This window comes from Nonomuraea sp. NPDC051298 (assembly GCF_055586305.1).
In genome coordinates this window covers 1-16,246 of the sequence record NZ_JBVJIM010000024.1, presented here as the reverse complement: position 1 = coordinate 16,246, position 16,246 = coordinate 1, and the positions used below count along the sequence as shown (strand labels likewise).

16 protein-coding genes and 1 pseudogene are annotated in these 16,246 nt (G+C 66.3%); 6 read left to right on the top strand and 11 right to left on the bottom strand.

What is annotated here, in order from left to right; genetic code table 11:
- Positions 1-54: 54 nt before the first annotated feature.
- The 5 genes from ACZ6S0_RS42170 to ACZ6S0_RS42150 form a co-directional block, all read right to left on the bottom strand.
- Positions 55-741 carry a nitroreductase gene (locus ACZ6S0_RS42170; protein ID WP_465924949.1) on the bottom strand — a complete coding sequence of 229 codons (687 nt, stop codon included), beginning with the start codon at positions 739-741 and terminating at the stop codon, positions 55-57.
- Entirely contained in the window at positions 734-1,201 is a 468-nt protein-coding gene (locus ACZ6S0_RS42165; protein WP_465924948.1) for a transposase, read from the bottom strand. The genes ACZ6S0_RS42170 and ACZ6S0_RS42165 overlap by 8 nt, the downstream gene beginning before the upstream one ends.
- A 58-nt stretch (positions 1,202-1,259) precedes the next feature.
- Positions 1,260-2,291 (bottom strand): WD40 repeat domain-containing protein, encoded by a 1,032-nt coding sequence (locus ACZ6S0_RS42160; RefSeq protein ID WP_465924947.1) that lies wholly within the window; start codon positions 2,289-2,291, stop codon positions 1,260-1,262.
- Entirely contained in the window at positions 2,279-3,034 is a 756-nt protein-coding gene (locus tag ACZ6S0_RS42155) for a hypothetical protein (protein ID WP_465924946.1), read from the bottom strand. The genes ACZ6S0_RS42160 and ACZ6S0_RS42155 overlap by 13 nt, the downstream gene beginning before the upstream one ends.
- A 1,137-nt stretch (positions 3,035-4,171) precedes the next feature.
- Positions 4,172-4,576 (bottom strand): hypothetical protein, encoded by a 405-nt coding sequence (locus ACZ6S0_RS42150; RefSeq protein ID WP_465924945.1) that lies wholly within the window; start codon positions 4,574-4,576, stop codon positions 4,172-4,174.
- Between the two features lie 718 nt (positions 4,577-5,294).
- Between ACZ6S0_RS42150 and ACZ6S0_RS42145 the strand changes: the two genes are divergently transcribed.
- Positions 5,295-5,507, top strand: a complete 213-nt coding sequence (locus tag ACZ6S0_RS42145; RefSeq protein ID WP_465924944.1) for a hypothetical protein — start codon at positions 5,295-5,297, stop codon at positions 5,505-5,507.
- A 261-nt stretch (positions 5,508-5,768) separates the two neighbouring features.
- On the opposite strand, the gene ACZ6S0_RS42140 is transcribed toward ACZ6S0_RS42145, so the two are convergent.
- From ACZ6S0_RS42140 to ACZ6S0_RS42120, 5 genes and pseudogenes are all read right to left on the bottom strand, one after another.
- Positions 5,769-6,011 carry an aldo/keto reductase gene (locus ACZ6S0_RS42140; protein ID WP_465924943.1) on the bottom strand — a complete coding sequence of 81 codons (243 nt, stop codon included), beginning with the start codon at positions 6,009-6,011 and terminating at the stop codon, positions 5,769-5,771.
- Positions 6,012-6,050: 39 nt separating this feature from the next.
- Complete coding sequence (locus tag ACZ6S0_RS42135) at positions 6,051-6,620, bottom strand: integrase core domain-containing protein (RefSeq protein ID WP_465924942.1); 570 nt, start codon at positions 6,618-6,620, stop codon at positions 6,051-6,053.
- Between the two features lie 386 nt (positions 6,621-7,006).
- Complete coding sequence (locus ACZ6S0_RS42130; RefSeq protein WP_465924941.1) at positions 7,007-7,555, bottom strand: NAD(P)-dependent oxidoreductase; 549 nt, start codon at positions 7,553-7,555, stop codon at positions 7,007-7,009.
- A 133-nt stretch (positions 7,556-7,688) separates the two neighbouring features.
- Positions 7,689-7,820 (bottom strand): annotated as a pseudogene (locus ACZ6S0_RS42125) (hypothetical protein); the annotation flags it as partial.
- A gap of 919 nt (positions 7,821-8,739) precedes the next feature.
- Positions 8,740-9,078 (bottom strand): hypothetical protein, encoded by a 339-nt coding sequence (locus ACZ6S0_RS42120; protein WP_465924940.1) that lies wholly within the window; start codon positions 9,076-9,078, stop codon positions 8,740-8,742.
- Between the two features lie 700 nt (positions 9,079-9,778).
- Here ACZ6S0_RS42120 and ACZ6S0_RS42115 point away from each other — a divergent pair.
- Together ACZ6S0_RS42115 and ACZ6S0_RS42110 are read left to right on the top strand one after the other, a co-directional pair.
- On the top strand, positions 9,779-10,045 hold the full coding sequence (locus ACZ6S0_RS42115) for an RICIN domain-containing protein (protein WP_465924939.1): 267 nt from the start codon (positions 9,779-9,781) through the stop codon (positions 10,043-10,045).
- Between the two features lie 829 nt (positions 10,046-10,874).
- On the top strand, positions 10,875-11,720 hold the full coding sequence (locus tag ACZ6S0_RS42110) for a phage baseplate protein (protein ID WP_465924938.1): 846 nt from the start codon (positions 10,875-10,877) through the stop codon (positions 11,718-11,720).
- 617 nt (positions 11,721-12,337) lie between these two features.
- Here the strand turns inward: ACZ6S0_RS42110 and ACZ6S0_RS42105 are convergent.
- A complete protein-coding gene (locus ACZ6S0_RS42105) occupies positions 12,338-12,937 on the bottom strand; it encodes a TetR/AcrR family transcriptional regulator (protein ID WP_465924937.1) in 600 nt (199 codons plus the stop codon).
- Positions 12,938-13,033: 96 nt separating this feature from the next.
- On the opposite strand from ACZ6S0_RS42105, the gene ACZ6S0_RS42100 reads away from it, so the two are divergent.
- The 3 genes from ACZ6S0_RS42100 to ACZ6S0_RS42090 all read left to right on the top strand — a co-directional run bounded on the left by ACZ6S0_RS42100 (position 13,034) and on the right by ACZ6S0_RS42090 (position 16,107).
- Positions 13,034-14,524 carry a carboxylesterase/lipase family protein gene (locus ACZ6S0_RS42100; RefSeq protein WP_465924936.1) on the top strand — a complete coding sequence of 497 codons (1,491 nt, stop codon included), beginning with the start codon at positions 13,034-13,036 and terminating at the stop codon, positions 14,522-14,524.
- A gap of 408 nt (positions 14,525-14,932) precedes the next feature.
- A complete protein-coding gene (locus ACZ6S0_RS42095) occupies positions 14,933-15,457 on the top strand; it encodes a DUF4158 domain-containing protein (protein ID WP_465924935.1) in 525 nt (174 codons plus the stop codon).
- Positions 15,442-16,107: a hypothetical protein gene (locus tag ACZ6S0_RS42090; protein ID WP_465924934.1), complete on the top strand. Its 666-nt coding sequence runs from the start codon at positions 15,442-15,444 to the stop codon at positions 16,105-16,107. The genes ACZ6S0_RS42095 and ACZ6S0_RS42090 overlap by 16 nt, the downstream gene beginning before the upstream one ends.
- Positions 16,108-16,246: the final 139 nt, after the last annotated feature.

The window sequence follows — 16,246 nt, the reverse complement described above, 5'->3', positions numbered from 1 at the left end:
GATCATTCGGGCCGGGTGCTACGGTCTGTCCCGTAGATCCTCACCGCCCGACGGTCACGCTCCGACGAAGCTCACTGTTTCCGTCATGTCCGCGCGCTCAGTACGCAGCCGTGCCACGTCTTCCTTCTCGAATCCCACCGAGACACCGCAGAACAGCACGAGCGTGTCATCGGCTCCGACTACGCGGCTGACGGTCTTGCGATACATCGTCCACATCACCTGGGGACAGCTGTGCAACCCTTCCGCCCTCAGCAACAGCATGACCGTCTGTAGGTACATCCCCGCGTCCCCCCACTGCCCGGGCCCCATCGTCCGGTCGAGGTAGCAGAACAGTACGACTGGCGCCCCGAACGCCTCCGAGTTCAAAGCGGCGATCTTCATGGGCCTGTCGGGGTCGTCGCGCTCGATTCCCAGCGCTTTGTACCGCTGGGCAGCAGCGGCGGAGAAGCGGTCCAGATACGGCGATGTCAGTTCTGCCGGGTACATCGGATACTCCCGCTCATCGCCCGGGTCTCCTGCCAGTGCCCTGGCCGTCGCATGCTTCTTCAGTTCGGCCAAGGGCTCACCGGCCACAACGTACAGATGCCACGGTTGGAGGTTCCCGCTCGATGGAGCCCGCGTCGCTGCGGTCAGCACTCGTTCAAGTACTTCTTTGGGCACGGGCTCGTCGCTGAACGCCCGCACAGCCCGGCGGCTGTCCACGGCTTCATACACATCCACGTCTTCCGTCCTCTCACTCATCGACGACCACCTCTCTACCGTGTGGGCAGTGTCGCCATTGAACCGGGTCACGGAGCCAGATCCTGATCGAGGCGACGTCGACGGTGCCCTGGTAGATGCGCTCGCGCTTGTCGGTGCGAAGGGCCACCGCGCGGTAGCCCTTCATCTTGTTGACGCACCGCTCGGCGGCGTTGCGCTCCTTGTACCGCTCGGTGTCGAACCCGGGCGGTCGCCCACCCTTACTGCCGCGCTTGAGGCGGTTGGCCTGCTGATCCCTCCTGATCGGGATGACTGCCCTGATACCGCGTCGGCGCAGGTAAGCGCGGTTGGCACGAGAGGAGTACGCCTTGTCGGCCAGCACACGCCCGGGACGCTTACGCGGGCAGCCCAGCCCGCGGCGCTGGATGCGCACACCCTCCAGCACACGCCGAAAGTACGGGCTGTCGCCATGCCGGCCGAGAACGCTACGGCCCTGCTCCAACGATGAAGGCTGAAGCCGGATGTGAGGCTACCGATGCCCTCAACCGCGAGGAATACGCTCAAGGAGTGAGCTTGAACCTGCCGAAGCCCTCCAGGCTGTCGAGTGCCCAGAACCGCACATCGCTCTTGTTGGTGTAGGGGGGTCCTTCGGGCCCTGGCACGTAGGAGGTCTTGGCGATGAGCGCGCGTTTCCCGTACTGGTCCAGCGAGACCTGCCATTGCCAGGCGCTTTCCACGGCCTCTGGGATGATCTCCCAGCCGGTCATCGGTCTCAGCTCGGTCTTGTCCCACGTACGCAGGTCCCAATAGGTGATGAGGTCGTCGTACGTCGTCCAGCGGTGGAAACCGATCAGCGCATGATTGCCGTCACCGCTGAGCGCGACGGAGTTGGCGGCGTAATGGTCGACGTTGCGTAGCAACACGTACGCCTCCGGGTGCGTGGGGTCGGACAGATTCCAGAGGGTGACTTCACCCCCGTTGTATTTCAGGACGGGGCTGACCAAGGCGCGCCTGGCATCGCCGCTCAGCGCCACCGCGTAGGAGCTGTCATCGTATTTGCCGCGAGCCAGAAGCTGGCGCTTCCGTGGTCTGTCAGGGTCGGTGAGATCCCAGAAATGAACGCCCTCGTCGCCACTGGACACGGCGTAGCGGCCGTCATGGTTGAGTGCGAAGTCCCGTAATCCTTTGGTGGTGAGTGTTCGTGAGGAGGGCTTCGCGAGGTCGGTGAGATCCCAGAGGGTCAACTGCCCCAGGATGGTGAAGGTGGCGGCGTGCTTGCCGTCCCCGCTGAGAGCCACCTCGACGTCCGTGCCTCCCCGGTCGGGGATCAGCGGGGAGGAACGCGGACGCAGCGGGTCACTCAGATCCCAGACTGCCACGGAACCGCGCGGCGGCTTGGCCTCTAGGTTCACGGAACTGATGACGGCGCGTTCGGCGTCCGCACTCAGCGCCACACCGTGGTGGACCGCGTCGCGCAGAAGTGTCACCCGGAAGTCCCGAGGAGGCGCGGCCGCGGATTTGGCGGCAGGCTTGTCCGCCGCGCACGAGGCGATCGTCGTGACAGCGAGCACCGCGGCGATCAGCCGGCGCATGGCGAGGTGTCCATGCTTTTCCATCCCGGATCTCCGGGTGAGTATCGTTGCCCGTAGGCGGAACAGTCGAGTGTGCGGTCTTTTTCGATCAGCGCCGACACGCGGAAATCCTTGCCGTTGTTGTTGATGAGCAGGGAGTTGGGTTTCCCGTCCGCGATGTATTTCAGCTCGAAGTGGTACTCGCAGTACTGGCCGCGGGTCACCGCGGAGAGCCGGAACGTCGCCTGCTCGGCCAGCTTGAGGACGTATTTCTGGTCGGCGAAGTAGTTGCCCGTGAGTTGCGGCAACGGATCGGTCTCGTCCTTTTTCGGATATTGCCCGATGGAGGGCCTTCTGTCGAGGTCGTAGCCGATCTGAACGGTCTCGGTCTCTCCTTGCGGCGGGAAGTAGAAGAGCGCGCCGCGTAATGGCGCCCGGCATCGCGGGACGACGGCGATGTCAGTGATCCGTACGTCCTTGGCGCGGTTTCCCTCCACTTCCACCTCCACCGTGGACACACCGGTCTCGACGGCTCCGCTTGAACGCAGGATCTCGTCGTGATCCTTGAACGCCGCGTACTCGCCATTGATCTTGTCGAGCGCCTGCCCGCTCAGCGGATCGGGAAAGACCCAGGTCTGGTCGGTGTCCCGCGGCACCAGGGTGACCTTGGTGATTTTGATCGGCGGGCCGATGGGGGCGGGCCGTTTGTTCTCACCCAGGCCGAGGAATTTCTGACCGGCAGAGGTGCCCAGACCTGTGGCCACACCGACGACGATGGTGGTTACCGCCGTTATCGCCGCAGCCCAGAATCCCTTTCCCCGCACGGTTGCGCGGCCTTTCTGCGGCCCGCGAGGGGGTGACTTCTTACGTCGTGAATACCTCACATCACCCTTCCTGGGAGGGATGGCGCCGCAACGGCAGCCTGGTCAGAATAAGCCGGCACGCGCGTCCCCAGCGGGTTTATGAGGAGGCAGTCTCGGGCCGCCGCCGAGGTGGCCGTCCGACCGGTCGCGATGGTCGGCGCCTCCGGCGAGCCGCCCCAGCGCTCCGACTGCAACTCCTTCACCGTCAACGGGCGCTCCTCCACCCCGCGCCTGGTGGTGGAGTACCTGGACGAGGGCTACGCGGAAGGTCTCGGCCTGATCAGGATGACCGAGAAAAGGCGCCATCAAAGTCTTCTGCTTCGCCGCTTTCAGAGTCACCCGACGACCGCATACAATAATGTCAAGATTTCTGAGAATGCGGAAATCGTGTCCGGTTTAACCTCCTCGGCGTACTGCACTACGGCGCGTCAAGGTGCACGTGCGGGTCGCCTGAATTGTCCTGGCCGCTTTCCGCCTCCCAGCGGCCGGACCCCGCGGGCAGCACTCATGTGACTCTCCGAGGGTGTTCACCTACGGTGATTTGGGCTGGCCGTAAAAGGCTCGTCCGGAGGCCATGGTCAAGCTGCCGCAACTGGCAAGCTCGGTAATCTCAGAAGCGGACCGGTCTCTTGGAAATGCCCCACGACGCCTTATCGAGAAGTCACCTGGAGTGTACTTCCGAGATTGAGTGGATGGGGTAGCCGTAGTTGCGGCCGAAAATCGGCGGATATCGCTGGCCAGCGATGATGCGGCCGGTAGACCGTGCCGATCAGGTGCTCGCGTGGAGCACGGCGAAGTCGGAGCGGGCCTGCCACGGGCCTTGGGATACGCCTGCCGCTTCCCGCGCTCGGCCAGTGGCCGATGCTCGCCAGGCCAGGACGCAATCGTCTCCTGCGCTCGCCGGTGGAGATGACCAGGTCCGGGCGGATGTCCTTCACCGATTCGCCGTTCGCGCGGCAGCGAAGCACGGTGTGCGGCATGTCGCCGATGATCATCAGCGGGCGTCCGCCGAGGTTTGCTTCGCGGCCGCACACAGGCTCAGCCGGTCTCCCGGTTCCGCAGTGCCTGCGAGACGACGGGGACAGCCCGGCCGCACCGGATGATCCGCTCACGTTCCTGCCGATACACACCGAGCACCTCGGCCGGCACGTGGGGAGGCAGATGGGGTTTCAGATCTACGACGGCCGCCCGGTATCCACCGACGACCGCGCTGTAGGCGTGCTGGAGGGGCACAAGAGCAGCATCAGCGAGCACCGCAGGATGCTCGGTGAATACAGGGTGCTTGCGGTAGTCGGCAGGAAGGTGATCGAACAACCAGCCGAGCGCTGCCTTCTCCCAGCCGTCAACGCTTGGCGGAGGTACCTGCTCTTGCCATCCCGGCGAAACATCGGCCGATAGCGCGGCCGATGTCCCAGAGGCTTCTGCGGCAACGCGGCCCGCCATTCCCAGGCAGGCTGCCCAGCCTGGAGCAGGTCGCGAGCATTCCGACCTCGCCGATGGTCGCAACCGCACCTGATCGCGCGGCAAAGCCCCAGCTCGCAGCGCGAAACCCGGGTTTCCGAGCGGGACACGCTGAGCCGTCGCGATCCGACCACGCCGCCCGACGAACCGCGTCACCGCTGGTTGAGGATGTGATGTTCATGACCATCGCGCGGCGTCCAGGCATGCTGAGCCAGGCGTGATATCCGATCCGATATCGATGATCGACTAATGTCGATATTGGACAGCGGACCGTTTGGCTGGTGTGCTTTGATCACGAAGAAGTGAAAACGAAGATTCCGCTGTGCTGCCCTGTGCCCGCATTCACCGTCGCCGATTGTGGATGCACCAGGTCGTCACGTGAGGCGGCATTGTCCTTTCGCGCCCACCATCGACATCGATACAGCGACAATAAGCGGAGCTCGAAATCAAGGCACGGCCAATGGTTGGGGCCATCCAGTGGACCTGCGACGGTGCGCCGGAACAGCTCCGTGCTCGATGCTGTTGGCGGCATCCGCGAGGGTACGCGGGGCGATGGTTTTCTGTAACCTCTCCACTTTGTGGGAATTAACCGATCGCCGCAGTTGACGCACATTATGGAATATCTATACCCTGGGCCAGGTTCAACCGAATCGGGGAACGCGTATAAAGTGTTCCACTTATCGGAAAGTTAGGAGAATCTGTGAATACCAAGAAAATCGTTCTTTCGCTGGCCGCGTCTGCGGCATTCTTCGGTGCGACCATGGCGATGGCGCCTGCCGCCAGCGCCGGTGACATTGGCTGGGACGCGACTCCGGCCGGTGACATTGGCTGGGACGCGACTCCGGCCGGTGACATTGGCTGGGACGCGACTCCGGCCGGTGACATTGGCTGGGACGCGACTCCGGCTGAGTAAGTTGAATTGATGCCCCCCGGTGCGAGGCGCTGGCGCGGATCTCGCACCGGTACGGGCCCGTCGTCGGGGCAGGCGAAGCTCAGAACAGATTCACGGCAGTGATCCCTGGTGACCGTTTTCATATTCGATCGGCGGTCCAGGGATCATAGCTGCCCGATTCGTATCTCCCGCCCCGTGCTCTGTTCCGGGACCCAGCAGCGCTCGCCCACCCGTGTCGGTGCTCTCTTGGGGGATCTCGGGCGAAGAGAGCGAGCGGCTCTGCTACCCCTTGCGGTAGCAGCCGGTGAGCGGGCCCTGGCCCAGCGGGCTCCAGACCAGGGTGCCCATCTCGTAGCGCTGATAGATCGGCAGCATCTCTCGTTCGATGCTCTGGTTGACGATCGAGTACGGCGGCTGCTCGGTCCGGAAACGCTCCAGACCGCGCCGTTCGGCAACCCACTGCGCCTCGACGATCTCCGAGGCGGGGAAGGTCGACGCAGCGATCGCCCGCGTGATCTTTGTCATCGAAGGCTGTGCGCCTGTCGAAAATTTCATCCATGCAGGTCAAGCAGCATGCGAGTCCTCGTTGAGTACTCCGCCGAGCCGGTCTCGCCGTCGGTTCTTCAGGTCGATGATTCGCCCGGCATCGGTGATCGCGTCAGGGGCGGGACGCAGCGGGGCTGCTTGGTTCAGGGTTCGGTGGGCTCGGTGCTGGTTGTAGAAGCGTTCGTACTCGCGCAGGGCGTGCCGAAGATGGCGTTCGTTCCATACGAGGCAGCGGTCGAGAAGCTCGTGGCGGCAGGACTGCACCCACCGCTCGATGATCGCGTTCATCCGCGGCATCCGGATACCGGTGAGCACCGTCTTGGTGCCGTCCTCGGCGAGGACCTCATCCATGAGCGCAGGGCACTTTCCATCCCGATCTCGGAGCAGAAAGCGCGCCCGGCAGCCCGCATCGTCCAGATCCATCACCAGATTCTTGATCGCCTGGATGACCCAGTTCGCGCTCGGGTGAACGGTGGCGCCGAGCACACGGACGCGCCTGGTGGCGTGCTCGATGACCGCCAGGACGTACTGGCGTTGCCCGCTGAGAGCGACAGCCTCGACACCGAGGGTGGTGAGCTCGCCGTGCACCCGCCGATAGCTCCAGCGAGGTTCTCCCGAACCAGGCGCAGAATGAGGGCACGGACGGAGCGGACCCTGGGCGGGCGCCCAGGTCGCTTGGCGCGGCAGGTACGGGCATGACGCCGTTTCATCAGATCGCGGTGCCAGCGCAGCACCGTGTCCGGCCGGACGAGGAGCCGCACCCGGCGCATGACCTCGCGCGGCAACGAGGTCATGCGCGGTGAGAAAGGCCCGGTCCTCGGGCGCGAATCTCACTCTGGTGTCAGCGCCGAGTTGCCGTCCGCGGACGGCGAGCTGGTGACGCAGGACGAGAATCTCCACGTCCTCGGCAGGCGCAGTGGTGGAGCGTCGGCGATCGGTGGGCGGCCCTCAGAACCCATCCTTCAGCCCTCAGTTCAGCCGGTGATCGGGGTCAGAGGCGGGGCCCCCGAGAGCACGGCGCGTACGTTGTCGGCGGCGAGCCGCGCCATCGCCGTCCGCGTCTCCGTGGTGGCTGAGCCCAGGTGCGGCACGAGCACGACGTTGTCGAGTTCGAGCAGCCGGGGGTGAACCCGCGGCTCGTCCTCAAACACGTCCAGCCCCGCGCCCGCGATCGTGTGGCTTCTGAGCGCCTCCACCAAGGCCGCCTCGTCCACGACCGCGCCGCGGCTCGTGTTGACCAGGAAAGCGGTCGGCTTCATTGCGGACAGCGCCGCGGCGTCGATCAGGTGGCGGGTGCGCGGGGTCAGCGGGCAGTGCAGGGTGACCGCGTCCGAGCGAGCCAGCAGGTCAGCCTGAGACAAATAGGTCGCGTCAAGCTCGCGTTCCACCCCCGGATCGGCACGACGGGGGCCGGTGTAGGCGACGCGCATGCCGAACGCGCGGGCCCGGCGGGCCACGGCGCGGCCGATCTCGCCCAGCCCCACCACGCCGAGCAGCTTGCCGGTCACCTGCGAGCCGAGCATGAATTCCAGCGTGAACCGCCACGGGGCGACCGTCCCTGATGAGCCGCTCTCCCTCGCCGAGCCGCCGGGTCACCGCCAGCAGCAGCCCCATGGTCAGGTCGGCGGTTGCGTCGGTCAGCACGCCCGGGGTGTTGGTCGCGACGACGCCGCGTTCACGCAGCGCTGTCACGTCGAGGTTGTCGTAGCCGACGGCCACGTTTGCCACCACACGCAGCCCCCGCCCCGCGGCGTCGGCGACCGCCGCATCGATCTGGTCGTGCAGCATCGACACGACAGCGCTCGCGCCCGGCACGGCCGCCCGCAACGGGCCCTGGCCGACTTCCTGCTCCTGGAGCACGACCTGCTCGCGGCCGGCGCAAGCCGTACAGCACGATCGCAAGGCCCTGGCCGGCTGGATCGGCGCTCTGCCCGCCAAGCGCACGGACGCGCTGCTGTTGCGGGTGATCGACGATGACGCCACAAGGGTTCGCTCGGAACTGCTGGACCCCGCCGCCGTCCGCCGCCACGCCCGCGAGCAACAGGAGCCGGCCCGGCCCGCCGAAAACAGGCCCGCCAGGAACACGAGCGACGGCAGGCCGGGAACTCCACCTGAACCGGCTTGCCCAGGGACTCGAAGCAGCCTGGGACCGGGTAGAGGCCTCCATCGGCACCAAGAAGCCCCGCGAATACCACCAAGCCGTCGATCTTCTCCTGGAGGGTGTTAATACTTCATTCACAGTGATACTTCAGCGATGTTGAGCTTGGACCTGTTCTCGCTTCTTGGTGCGCCAGGAGAAGCCCGCCTCCGGCGCCAAATTGACTGACTTCGAGAAGCGATCGGCTGGCGTACCAGCCGATCGCGACCAGCACACTGCCGCCGCGGCAGGGCGAGGTGCGCCACCGCGTCCATGCACGGGTGGAGCACCTCATCCACTGCGGCAAGAACACAGGGCTGGCCAGCCTGCCCTCCCGGCGCATCGCCGCCGCGATCGGCTGCGACCTGCTCACCTGGGTTCGCCTGCTGTGCTGCGAGGCCAGGCTGGCCATCGCCGAACCGTCGACCTGCGCTACACGCTGCTACACGCCGGCGCCCGCCCGGTCAGCGGCCGACGATGACGCACCATCGAGATCTCCTACACCTGGCCCTGGGCTGGCAACTGCAACGCGCGCCGGGCGCGGCCACCCAAACTCGTGAATCATCGAGGCTAGAGACACTTGTTTATCTCTTCGTCGACCTGCTTCTCCTTCGCGCCGAAGGCCTTGAAGTCGTTGTCGACGTTCACCTTGCCATCCACAATGCCTTGCAATGTGGCCTGGTCACCGTGCTTCACCATGACACTGACCATGCAGTCGATGACTGCATCCGGGATGTCCTTCGAGGCCGGATTCTCCTTCATCTTGGTGATCAGGGCGGCCTTGTCGACGCTCCCGGTGCTGGCACTATCCGCAGTGCTGTCGCCACCCCCACAGCCAGAGACCGTCGTGGCCAGGGCCAGACCTGCGAGGGCCATCGCAGCGGAACGAGCGAAACTTGAAATGGTCATAGAAAAACCTTCCGAATGAGAGGGCGTGGCACCAGAACGCTTTGAAGCGTCAGACATCTAATGCCGTGAACAGTGCTTGATCTACCACCGATGCATCAGAAATCCGGCGATAGGCAATGCCAGATGAATGGCTCGGAGGAGAAGCTTGTCGGCGATCATACCCGAGAAAGGAGACCCCTCGATCTTGAGAGGGAAGTACGTGGGCGTGGTCTGCGATGGCCGAGGTCATCAGCCTCGGGAAAACGGCGTGGTGTCCGGCAGGGCCGCCGTCACGGCCGCCGGCCAGGTCGGAGCCTGCCCGCCTGGCAAGTCGCCCCCGCCGACCGAAGCCTTGGATCTTGGCCGGTCCGGAGGTGGGACCCTTCCGGACCGTACGGTGGTCCAGGCATTCCGAGATGATCAGGCGTGATATCCGATTCGCTATCGATGATCGACTCGAATCGATATTGGACAGCGGGCAGTGGAACTGGTCTGCTTGATCGCGAGAGATCTCGGGTGAAGAGGCCGCCGTGCTGCCCTATGCCCTCCTTCGCCGACTCCGGGGGCGGATGGCGCTGGGCCGTCGTCGGGGTGACGTCGTCTCCTCGCGCCACCATCGACATGGACACAGCATCAACAATCGACAACCTGGTTAAGAATTCAGGCCATTCCTCGGAAGGCGAACTTGTGAGCGGAATTTCGGGCAAGGCTGCGGGTCGCCATGGTGGCGCCGCTTGTCGGCGCGGTGCCGGTCAACGCCGCGACTCCATTCCGGCTCGGTTCCTTTTACGGCTCCTCGGGAAAGTGTCTGGCCATCGAGAACGGCAGCACGGCCAATGGCGGTCCGGAGCAGCGCTGGTACAGGACTTACGGCGCGCACGACATAAAGCTGCAGAATGCGAACAGCCAACTGTGCCCGTCCGTTGCCGCCGCCAGTCACAGCAGCGGTCCCCATGGGGAGCAGGACTGGCGGCCGATCAGCCTCTGATCTCTCCGGTGCGGATATCGGGGCCGGGTCGAGAATGACAGGCGACCCGATTCCCGGAGAACGAACTCACGTCGGCTCCATCTGACCTTTGCTGTGGCACTGGACGATCTGCACCCCGGCGCCCGAGGTACGACTCAGAGCTTGTGCGTTCTTTCGGGGCCGGCGCGGATTCTGCGTCCGTTCTCAGGCCGAGTGAATTTTCTCAGTAATCAGATCATTCACCGAATGGGCAGCCTGGGTACCGGACTTCCCGTAAGGCGTTGATCACCGTGCCGGGCGGCGCGGTAGCCACTCGGCGGGCGTGCCCACGCCGCCGCGGTGTCCGTCGCCGGGCGGAATCTGCCCATAGGGGTGCCACGAAGTGGCCGCGCTCAACCTGGCGTTCACGCGCCCTTCACGTCTGTGGGCAAGCACGGTGCCGAGACGCCTGGCTTCCTGGAATCGGCCACAAGCGTTGGAGCATGCGCAGGACGGTGGCGGGGGAGGGGCGCTGACCTGCTTCTGGCGCGTGAAGTGCCCATATTTCGCCCGCAGTCCATCTTGTCGACACCCATCGGTTCGGTTGATTAGGTTGATCGCGATCAACCTAATCAACCGAACGGCCAGTAAGGTGAGGTACTTGCGCAAAGCTACCCAAATCGGCGGAACGTCTGCCGTAAGTCGTCGCGTACTCCTCCGAGCCGGTACAGGGATAGCCGCCGCCAGCGGCCTTTCCTGGTTCTCGGGTGAATCGGCGTCCGCGGACGTCCCGACCTCACGGCGTTTCGCATTCGAGGGGGCCGGCGGCGATCCCGTTGTGCGGGCCACACTTCACCAGCCTTACTGGGCGATGCAGTCCTTCGCCTTCGACCACGTCCACGGGCACATCTACTTCGTGCAGACCAAGGTCGGGAGCAAGAACGGCGATCTCTGGATGACCAGGACCGACCTGAGCGGCAAGGTGCTGGGCGCCATGGCGCTCCACGGGTTCGACCACGGTTCGTCGATGGCGATCCAGCCGCACACGTCTGGATCTCCGTATGTGTGGCTCGCGGGCGACTGGAGGAGCTTGTCCCCAGGTACGGCCCCGAACAGCCACACGATCTGCCGCATCAAGTACAAGGACGGGGGCCAGCTCGACTACACGAAGGACGCGGGGATCTGGAACTTCCCGATAGGCCTCTCTGATTTCCGGGACTGTCCAAGACCGTCGATCGATCCCTACACCAACCGACTGCTCGTCCGGTACATGGGGACGACGAGCCCGTGGCGCCTGGCACTGTTCGACCTCCCCGCCGTCATCAACAAGGGCATCAGCGACACCACCCCCATCCTTGCCAAGCGCGCCCTCCCGACCAACGCCCAACTCGGTCTCTCCGACTCCGACCACTTCCAGGGCATGACCTCGTACGGCCAGTACGCGTACCTCTCCTTCGGCGGTCCGCCCGCCAAGCCCTCCGACCCGGCCAAGCCGTCCTACCTGGTCCGTCTCGACATGAACAAGGCCGGGGGTTCGGTCGAGCAGGTGTACCGGACGAGAGCGGGCGAGTCGCTGCCCGGTCGCGAACCTCAGGGAATGGCGATCTGGCGATCGTCGGGCGGCCCGCGCCTCGCGTTCGGCTTCTCCAGCAAGATCAGTGGCAGCCCTGACCAGTTCCGGGCGACCGTCTTCTACAAGAGCGACCTCACCGGGTAAGTCGCCTGGCGTAAGCCCGTTCGGGCTTACGCCAGGCCCTTCGCTGCGGTAGCGCGCCGTCGCGCCCGGCCGGCGCGACCGCGGCGGCATCGCGCTTTATCCGTACGTTCTGGGTTCGAGCCCCAGGCGCTCTACCACTCTCGCCTGCGGTTTCCCGCGATTCTGTACTCAAGTCGTCTGATTGTGAGACACATCGTCGAGCGGCCCTTGCACACCCTCCGCGCCGCCTTCGCGCGCCGCGTTCAGCACCAACAGAGCGATGGCCCAAGCGCTGTCGTGGCGGCCACCAGCGTTCCCGGATCAGCCGTCGAGCCGCCGTCACCGAGCCGCCAGCCAGGGGCGACGTTCCTAGATGGCGAGGCCGTCGTAGCCCAGGCCGGCGCGGCCGGTGTGCGGGCGGATGTCGGCGGCCGCGTTACCCCAAGCCGAACGGCGCCCGGAAGTTCACCATGAAGGACGGCAAGCAGGCTCCCGTTCATCCCCATCTGGAATGACGCATCGAGAAGGGAGCGACCTGGTCGATCTTCACTCGCGTCGCGATCGGCGTCGTGGACCAGGCCGGGGGGCGGCCGGGCCAGAGCTGATCTTGTCCCCCCTGCCCCCGTGTCCGGGGCAGGTCACGTACTCCTGAACAGCCGGTCCAGATGCACGTCGATCGCGGCGAGCGCGTCCTGGGGCTCGATCACGTCGAGTTCGATCAGGGAGGTGAAGCCGGTGAGGGCGAGGAGCAGGTTGGTCTCGGTCGCCGGGTCGCGGCCGGAGTCGATGTGCCCGTCGGCGATCGCCTGGCGGACCAACTGCTCGACGAGGGCCCGCCCTTGGACGAGGCCGCGGCGCGCCTGCTCGTGCACGGCCTCGTCGTGCAGCGCCTCCAGAACGTAGGCGGCGCTCATCCGGCTGGTCGCACGGGCGTCGGCATGCAGGGGGAGCATTTCCGCGAGCGTCAGTCGCAGCACGTCGCGGGGGTGCGGACGGTCACCGAGTTTTTCGAGCTCCTGGTGTACGCGCGCCGAGGTCTGCTCGGACGCGAAGTCCATGGCGAAGGAGAGCATGGCGGTCCGCGAGGCGAAGTAGTGCTGCAGTTGCCCGAGTGACATGCCCGCCTCCTGCGCCACCACGCGCATCGTCAGCTGTGTGACGCCGCGCTGCTCCACCACCCGCCACAGTGCGCGGGCGATCGCTTCGCGGCGTCCGCGGTGATCCACCTGTTTCGGCATCGCCGGCCTCCCCTCGTACCCCGGGACTGTTCCAATACGGTTGACATAATACACCTGACCCATAATCCTGGGGTCCACTCGAGGGAAGGAATCGTCATGTCCGAACAGCCAAGGGTACGGACCACGGAAGGCGTGGTGCAGGGGCGCCGACGGCAGGGGCACGCGGTGTTCCGCGGCATCCCCTACGCCCAGCCCCCGGTCGGAGCGCTCCGCTTCGCCGCGCCCGCGCCGCCGCACCGCTGGGAGGGGACGAGGCAGGCGGTCGAGTTCGGCCCCGTGGTGCCGCTGTCCCTGCCGATCGACGTGCCCCCGCAGGGCACCGACTGGCTGACGCTCAACGTCGGCACTCCGGATCCCGGCTCGGCGGGACTGCCGGTGCTGGTGTGGATCCCCGTGGGCGGCTACCTCTCGGCGGCGTCGAGCGACCCGATGTTCGACCCGGCAGCGCTGGCCGAGGCGGGACTCGTCGTGGTGACCATCAACTGCCGCGTGGGCGCGGAGGGATTCGCGTTCCTCGACGACGCGCCGCCCAACCGCGGATTCCTCGACCAGATCGCGGCACTGGAGTGGGTGCAGCGCAACATCGCCGCCTTCGGAGGCGACCCCGGCCAGGTCACCGTGGCCGGGGTGTCTGCCGGGGCAGGGTCGGTCGCCGCCCTGCTGACGATGAAGTCCGCGCGCGGCCTGTTCCGGCGGGCCATCGCCCACTCGGTGCCGGGGCTGCACAGCACCCCCGCGCTGGCACGGCAGGTCACCGCCGCGTTCGCGGACCGGCTCGGCGCGCCGGCCCCCACCGCCGAGGCCCTGCGCGACATCGATCCATGGCACCTGGCCGCCGAGCTCACCTCCTTCAACGCCGGCCTCCACGCGCACCGGGAGAGCTGGGGACGCCTCACGGAGACCGGCACCGCGCTGTGCCCCGTCGTCGACGGCGAGGTCCTCCCGGAAACGCCCTGGCCCGCGCTGACCGGCGCGCGCGCGAGCGGGACCGAACTGCTCGTCGGCCACACCCGGGACGAATTCCGGTACTTCAGCGTCATGAGCGGACGGTACGGCACCTTCACCGAGGAGGACGCCCACGCAGCCCTGGAACTGCACGCCCCGCAGCCGGACGGCGCGCGGGCCTACCGTGCCGCGTTCCCGCAGGCAGGCCCGGAGGAGCTGGTGGAGACGGTGTACTCCGACGCCCTCTTCCGCATGCCGTCACAGAAGCTGGCCGAGGCGAACGCCGCAGCCGGCGGCACCTCGTACCTGTTCGAACTGTGCTGGGTTGCCCCGGCCCTCGGCGGCATCCTGGGCGCCTGCCACAGCCTCGACGTGCCCCTGGCGTTCGGCACGCTGGACAGCCCCGTCGGTACCCAGCTCATCGGCGAGGAGCCCACTCCCGAGGCCGTGGCGCTCTCCCGCGAACTCCAGGAGGCATGGGTCCGCTTCGTCACCACCGGCGACGCGGGCTGGTCCGCCCACCGGCCCGGCGGGCACCTCACCCGCGTCCTGGACACCGAGTCGAAGACTCTGCCCTACCCCGAACAGGCATCCCGCCAGATCTGGGAAGGCCACTCTCCCGCCCCCTTCGACCTCTCGTAATTGTCCGGGTCGGCTCCTACGACTGCGACGCCGCCACTCACCTGCCCATCGGAAACAGCGCGAATTGGCGTACAGCCAGGCAACACCCGGCCCGCTTGGCATCAGATCCCACCCGAGGGTGACCGACGACATCAAGAACCGGGAGAGGGCCCAGGTCACGGATGATCCCGGCCAGGGCCCGGATGGGCTCGCTCTCCGCCTCCCTCCGCCACACCAGCGACTCCAGATCGGTGACCGGCAGGTAGGCGATGTCCGTGCCCAGTAGGGTCCCGGTAGCAATGGACAAATTTTCACCGAAGTAGCGTCTGACCTGCGGTAACGAAGGAGTTGGATCTCCTGTGGCGGGTCGATGATCACTGTCGCTACGTTCGTTCCGGTTTTGTTTGGTACGGCACGTGGAGTGGTGCGATGTCGGAGAAGATGTTCTCCGAGGAGCAGTTGCGCTCGTTCCCGGAGATCAGCGCGGATGAGTTGATCCGGTATTTCATGCCGACGTCGGCTGACGTGGCGTTCGTGAGTCCCAGCGGGCGGGGCCTGTCGACAGGCTGGGCATGCTGGTCCAGCTCTGCACGCTGCCGTGGCTCGGGTTCGGCACCGCCGGCGGCCGTGGCCCGGGTCGCGGAGCGGCTTGGGGTAGTGCCGGTGGCGCTGCGGCTATATGGCAAGCGTGATCAGACGCGCTCGGACCATCTGGGCCTGGTCGCCAAGTATCTGGAGTGGCAGACCGTTCCGGCGGGTAGCCAGGCGATGAAGGAGCTGGAGCAGTTCCTGCTGGGCGATGGAGCACGACTCGCCGACGTTGCTGTTCAACCTGGCGCGCGAGTATCTGGTGGCGGCGAAGGTGATCCGGCCCGGCGCGCTCATCCTGGCCAAGATGGTCGCCACGGCCCGCAAGGCGGCCTCGGATCTCGTAGCTGGTGGGGCACCTGCTGACGGCGGAGGTCCGCGCCGATCTGGAACGGATGCTGGTCGTGGATGTGGGGTTGGGGACGACCCGGCTGGAGTGGCTGGTCAGCCCGGCCCGGGACGCCTCGGCGACCTCGGTGAAGACCGCGATCGACAAGCTGACCTGGCTGCGCGCGATCGACGCCCACCAAATGGACGTGTCGGTGCTGCCGAACGAGCGCCGCCGGTTTCTGGCCCAGGTCGCGCGCCGCTCGACCGACCAGGGGCTGGAGCGGCGCAAGGAGCGCCAGTTCCCGATCCTGCTGGCGTTCGTCGCGCAGGCCGCGGTCGACCAGCTCGACCAGGCGGTGTCGGCGCGGGAGTCGCGGGCGAAGTCCAAGACGGATGAGGCGCTGGTCGAGCGGGCCAAGAAGGGTGAGGCCCGGCAACTGGTGATGGAGTCGATCCTGCCGGTGCTGGCCGACTGGTCGATCCCGGATGATGAGGTGGGCGGGATGCTGCGCGAGCGGATCGGCATGCAGCGGCTGTGGGAGATCACCTCCGATGCGTGGAAGCCGCTGCCTGCGATCACGGCCGGCTGTCGGAGCTGGAGCCCTCCTACACCTATCTGCGCCAGTTCACCCCGAACGTGCTGGCCGCGATCGACTTCCAGGGCGGGCTGGGCACGGGCGAGCTGATGGAGGCGGTGGCCGTGTTGGAGGAGATGAACGGGGGCTCGCCCCGAAGCGTGGACACCGGGCTGTTATGCGGCGAGCAGCACTCTAGCGGTGGTCTGCTGCTCGTAGTCGACTGGGCTGAGGTAGCCGAGGGTGGAAT

Coding starts and splice junctions, on each gene's coding strand:
- ACZ6S0_RS42170 (WP_465924949.1), bottom strand. CDS start 741: ATGAGTGAGAGGACGGAAGACGTGGATGTGTATGAAGCCGTGGACAGC.
- ACZ6S0_RS42160 (WP_465924947.1), bottom strand. CDS start 2,291: ATGCGCCGGCTGATCGCCGCGGTGCTCGCTGTCACGACGATCGCCTCG.
- ACZ6S0_RS42150 (WP_465924945.1), bottom strand. CDS start 4,576: ATGGCGGGCCGCGTTGCCGCAGAAGCCTCTGGGACATCGGCCGCGCTA.
- ACZ6S0_RS42140 (WP_465924943.1), bottom strand. CDS start 6,011: ATGACAAAGATCACGCGGGCGATCGCTGCGTCGACCTTCCCCGCCTCG.
- ACZ6S0_RS42130 (WP_465924941.1), bottom strand. CDS start 7,555: ATGCTCGGCTCGCAGGTGACCGGCAAGCTGCTCGGCGTGGTGGGGCTG.
- ACZ6S0_RS42120 (WP_465924940.1), bottom strand. CDS start 9,078: ATGACCATTTCAAGTTTCGCTCGTTCCGCTGCGATGGCCCTCGCAGGT.
- ACZ6S0_RS42115 (WP_465924939.1), top strand. CDS start 9,779: ATGGTGGCGCCGCTTGTCGGCGCGGTGCCGGTCAACGCCGCGACTCCA.
- ACZ6S0_RS42110 (WP_465924938.1), top strand. CDS start 10,875: ATGCAGTCCTTCGCCTTCGACCACGTCCACGGGCACATCTACTTCGTG.
- ACZ6S0_RS42105 (WP_465924937.1), bottom strand. CDS start 12,937: ATGCCGAAACAGGTGGATCACCGCGGACGCCGCGAAGCGATCGCCCGC.
- ACZ6S0_RS42100 (WP_465924936.1), top strand. CDS start 13,034: ATGTCCGAACAGCCAAGGGTACGGACCACGGAAGGCGTGGTGCAGGGG.
- ACZ6S0_RS42095 (WP_465924935.1), top strand. CDS start 14,933: ATGTCGGAGAAGATGTTCTCCGAGGAGCAGTTGCGCTCGTTCCCGGAG.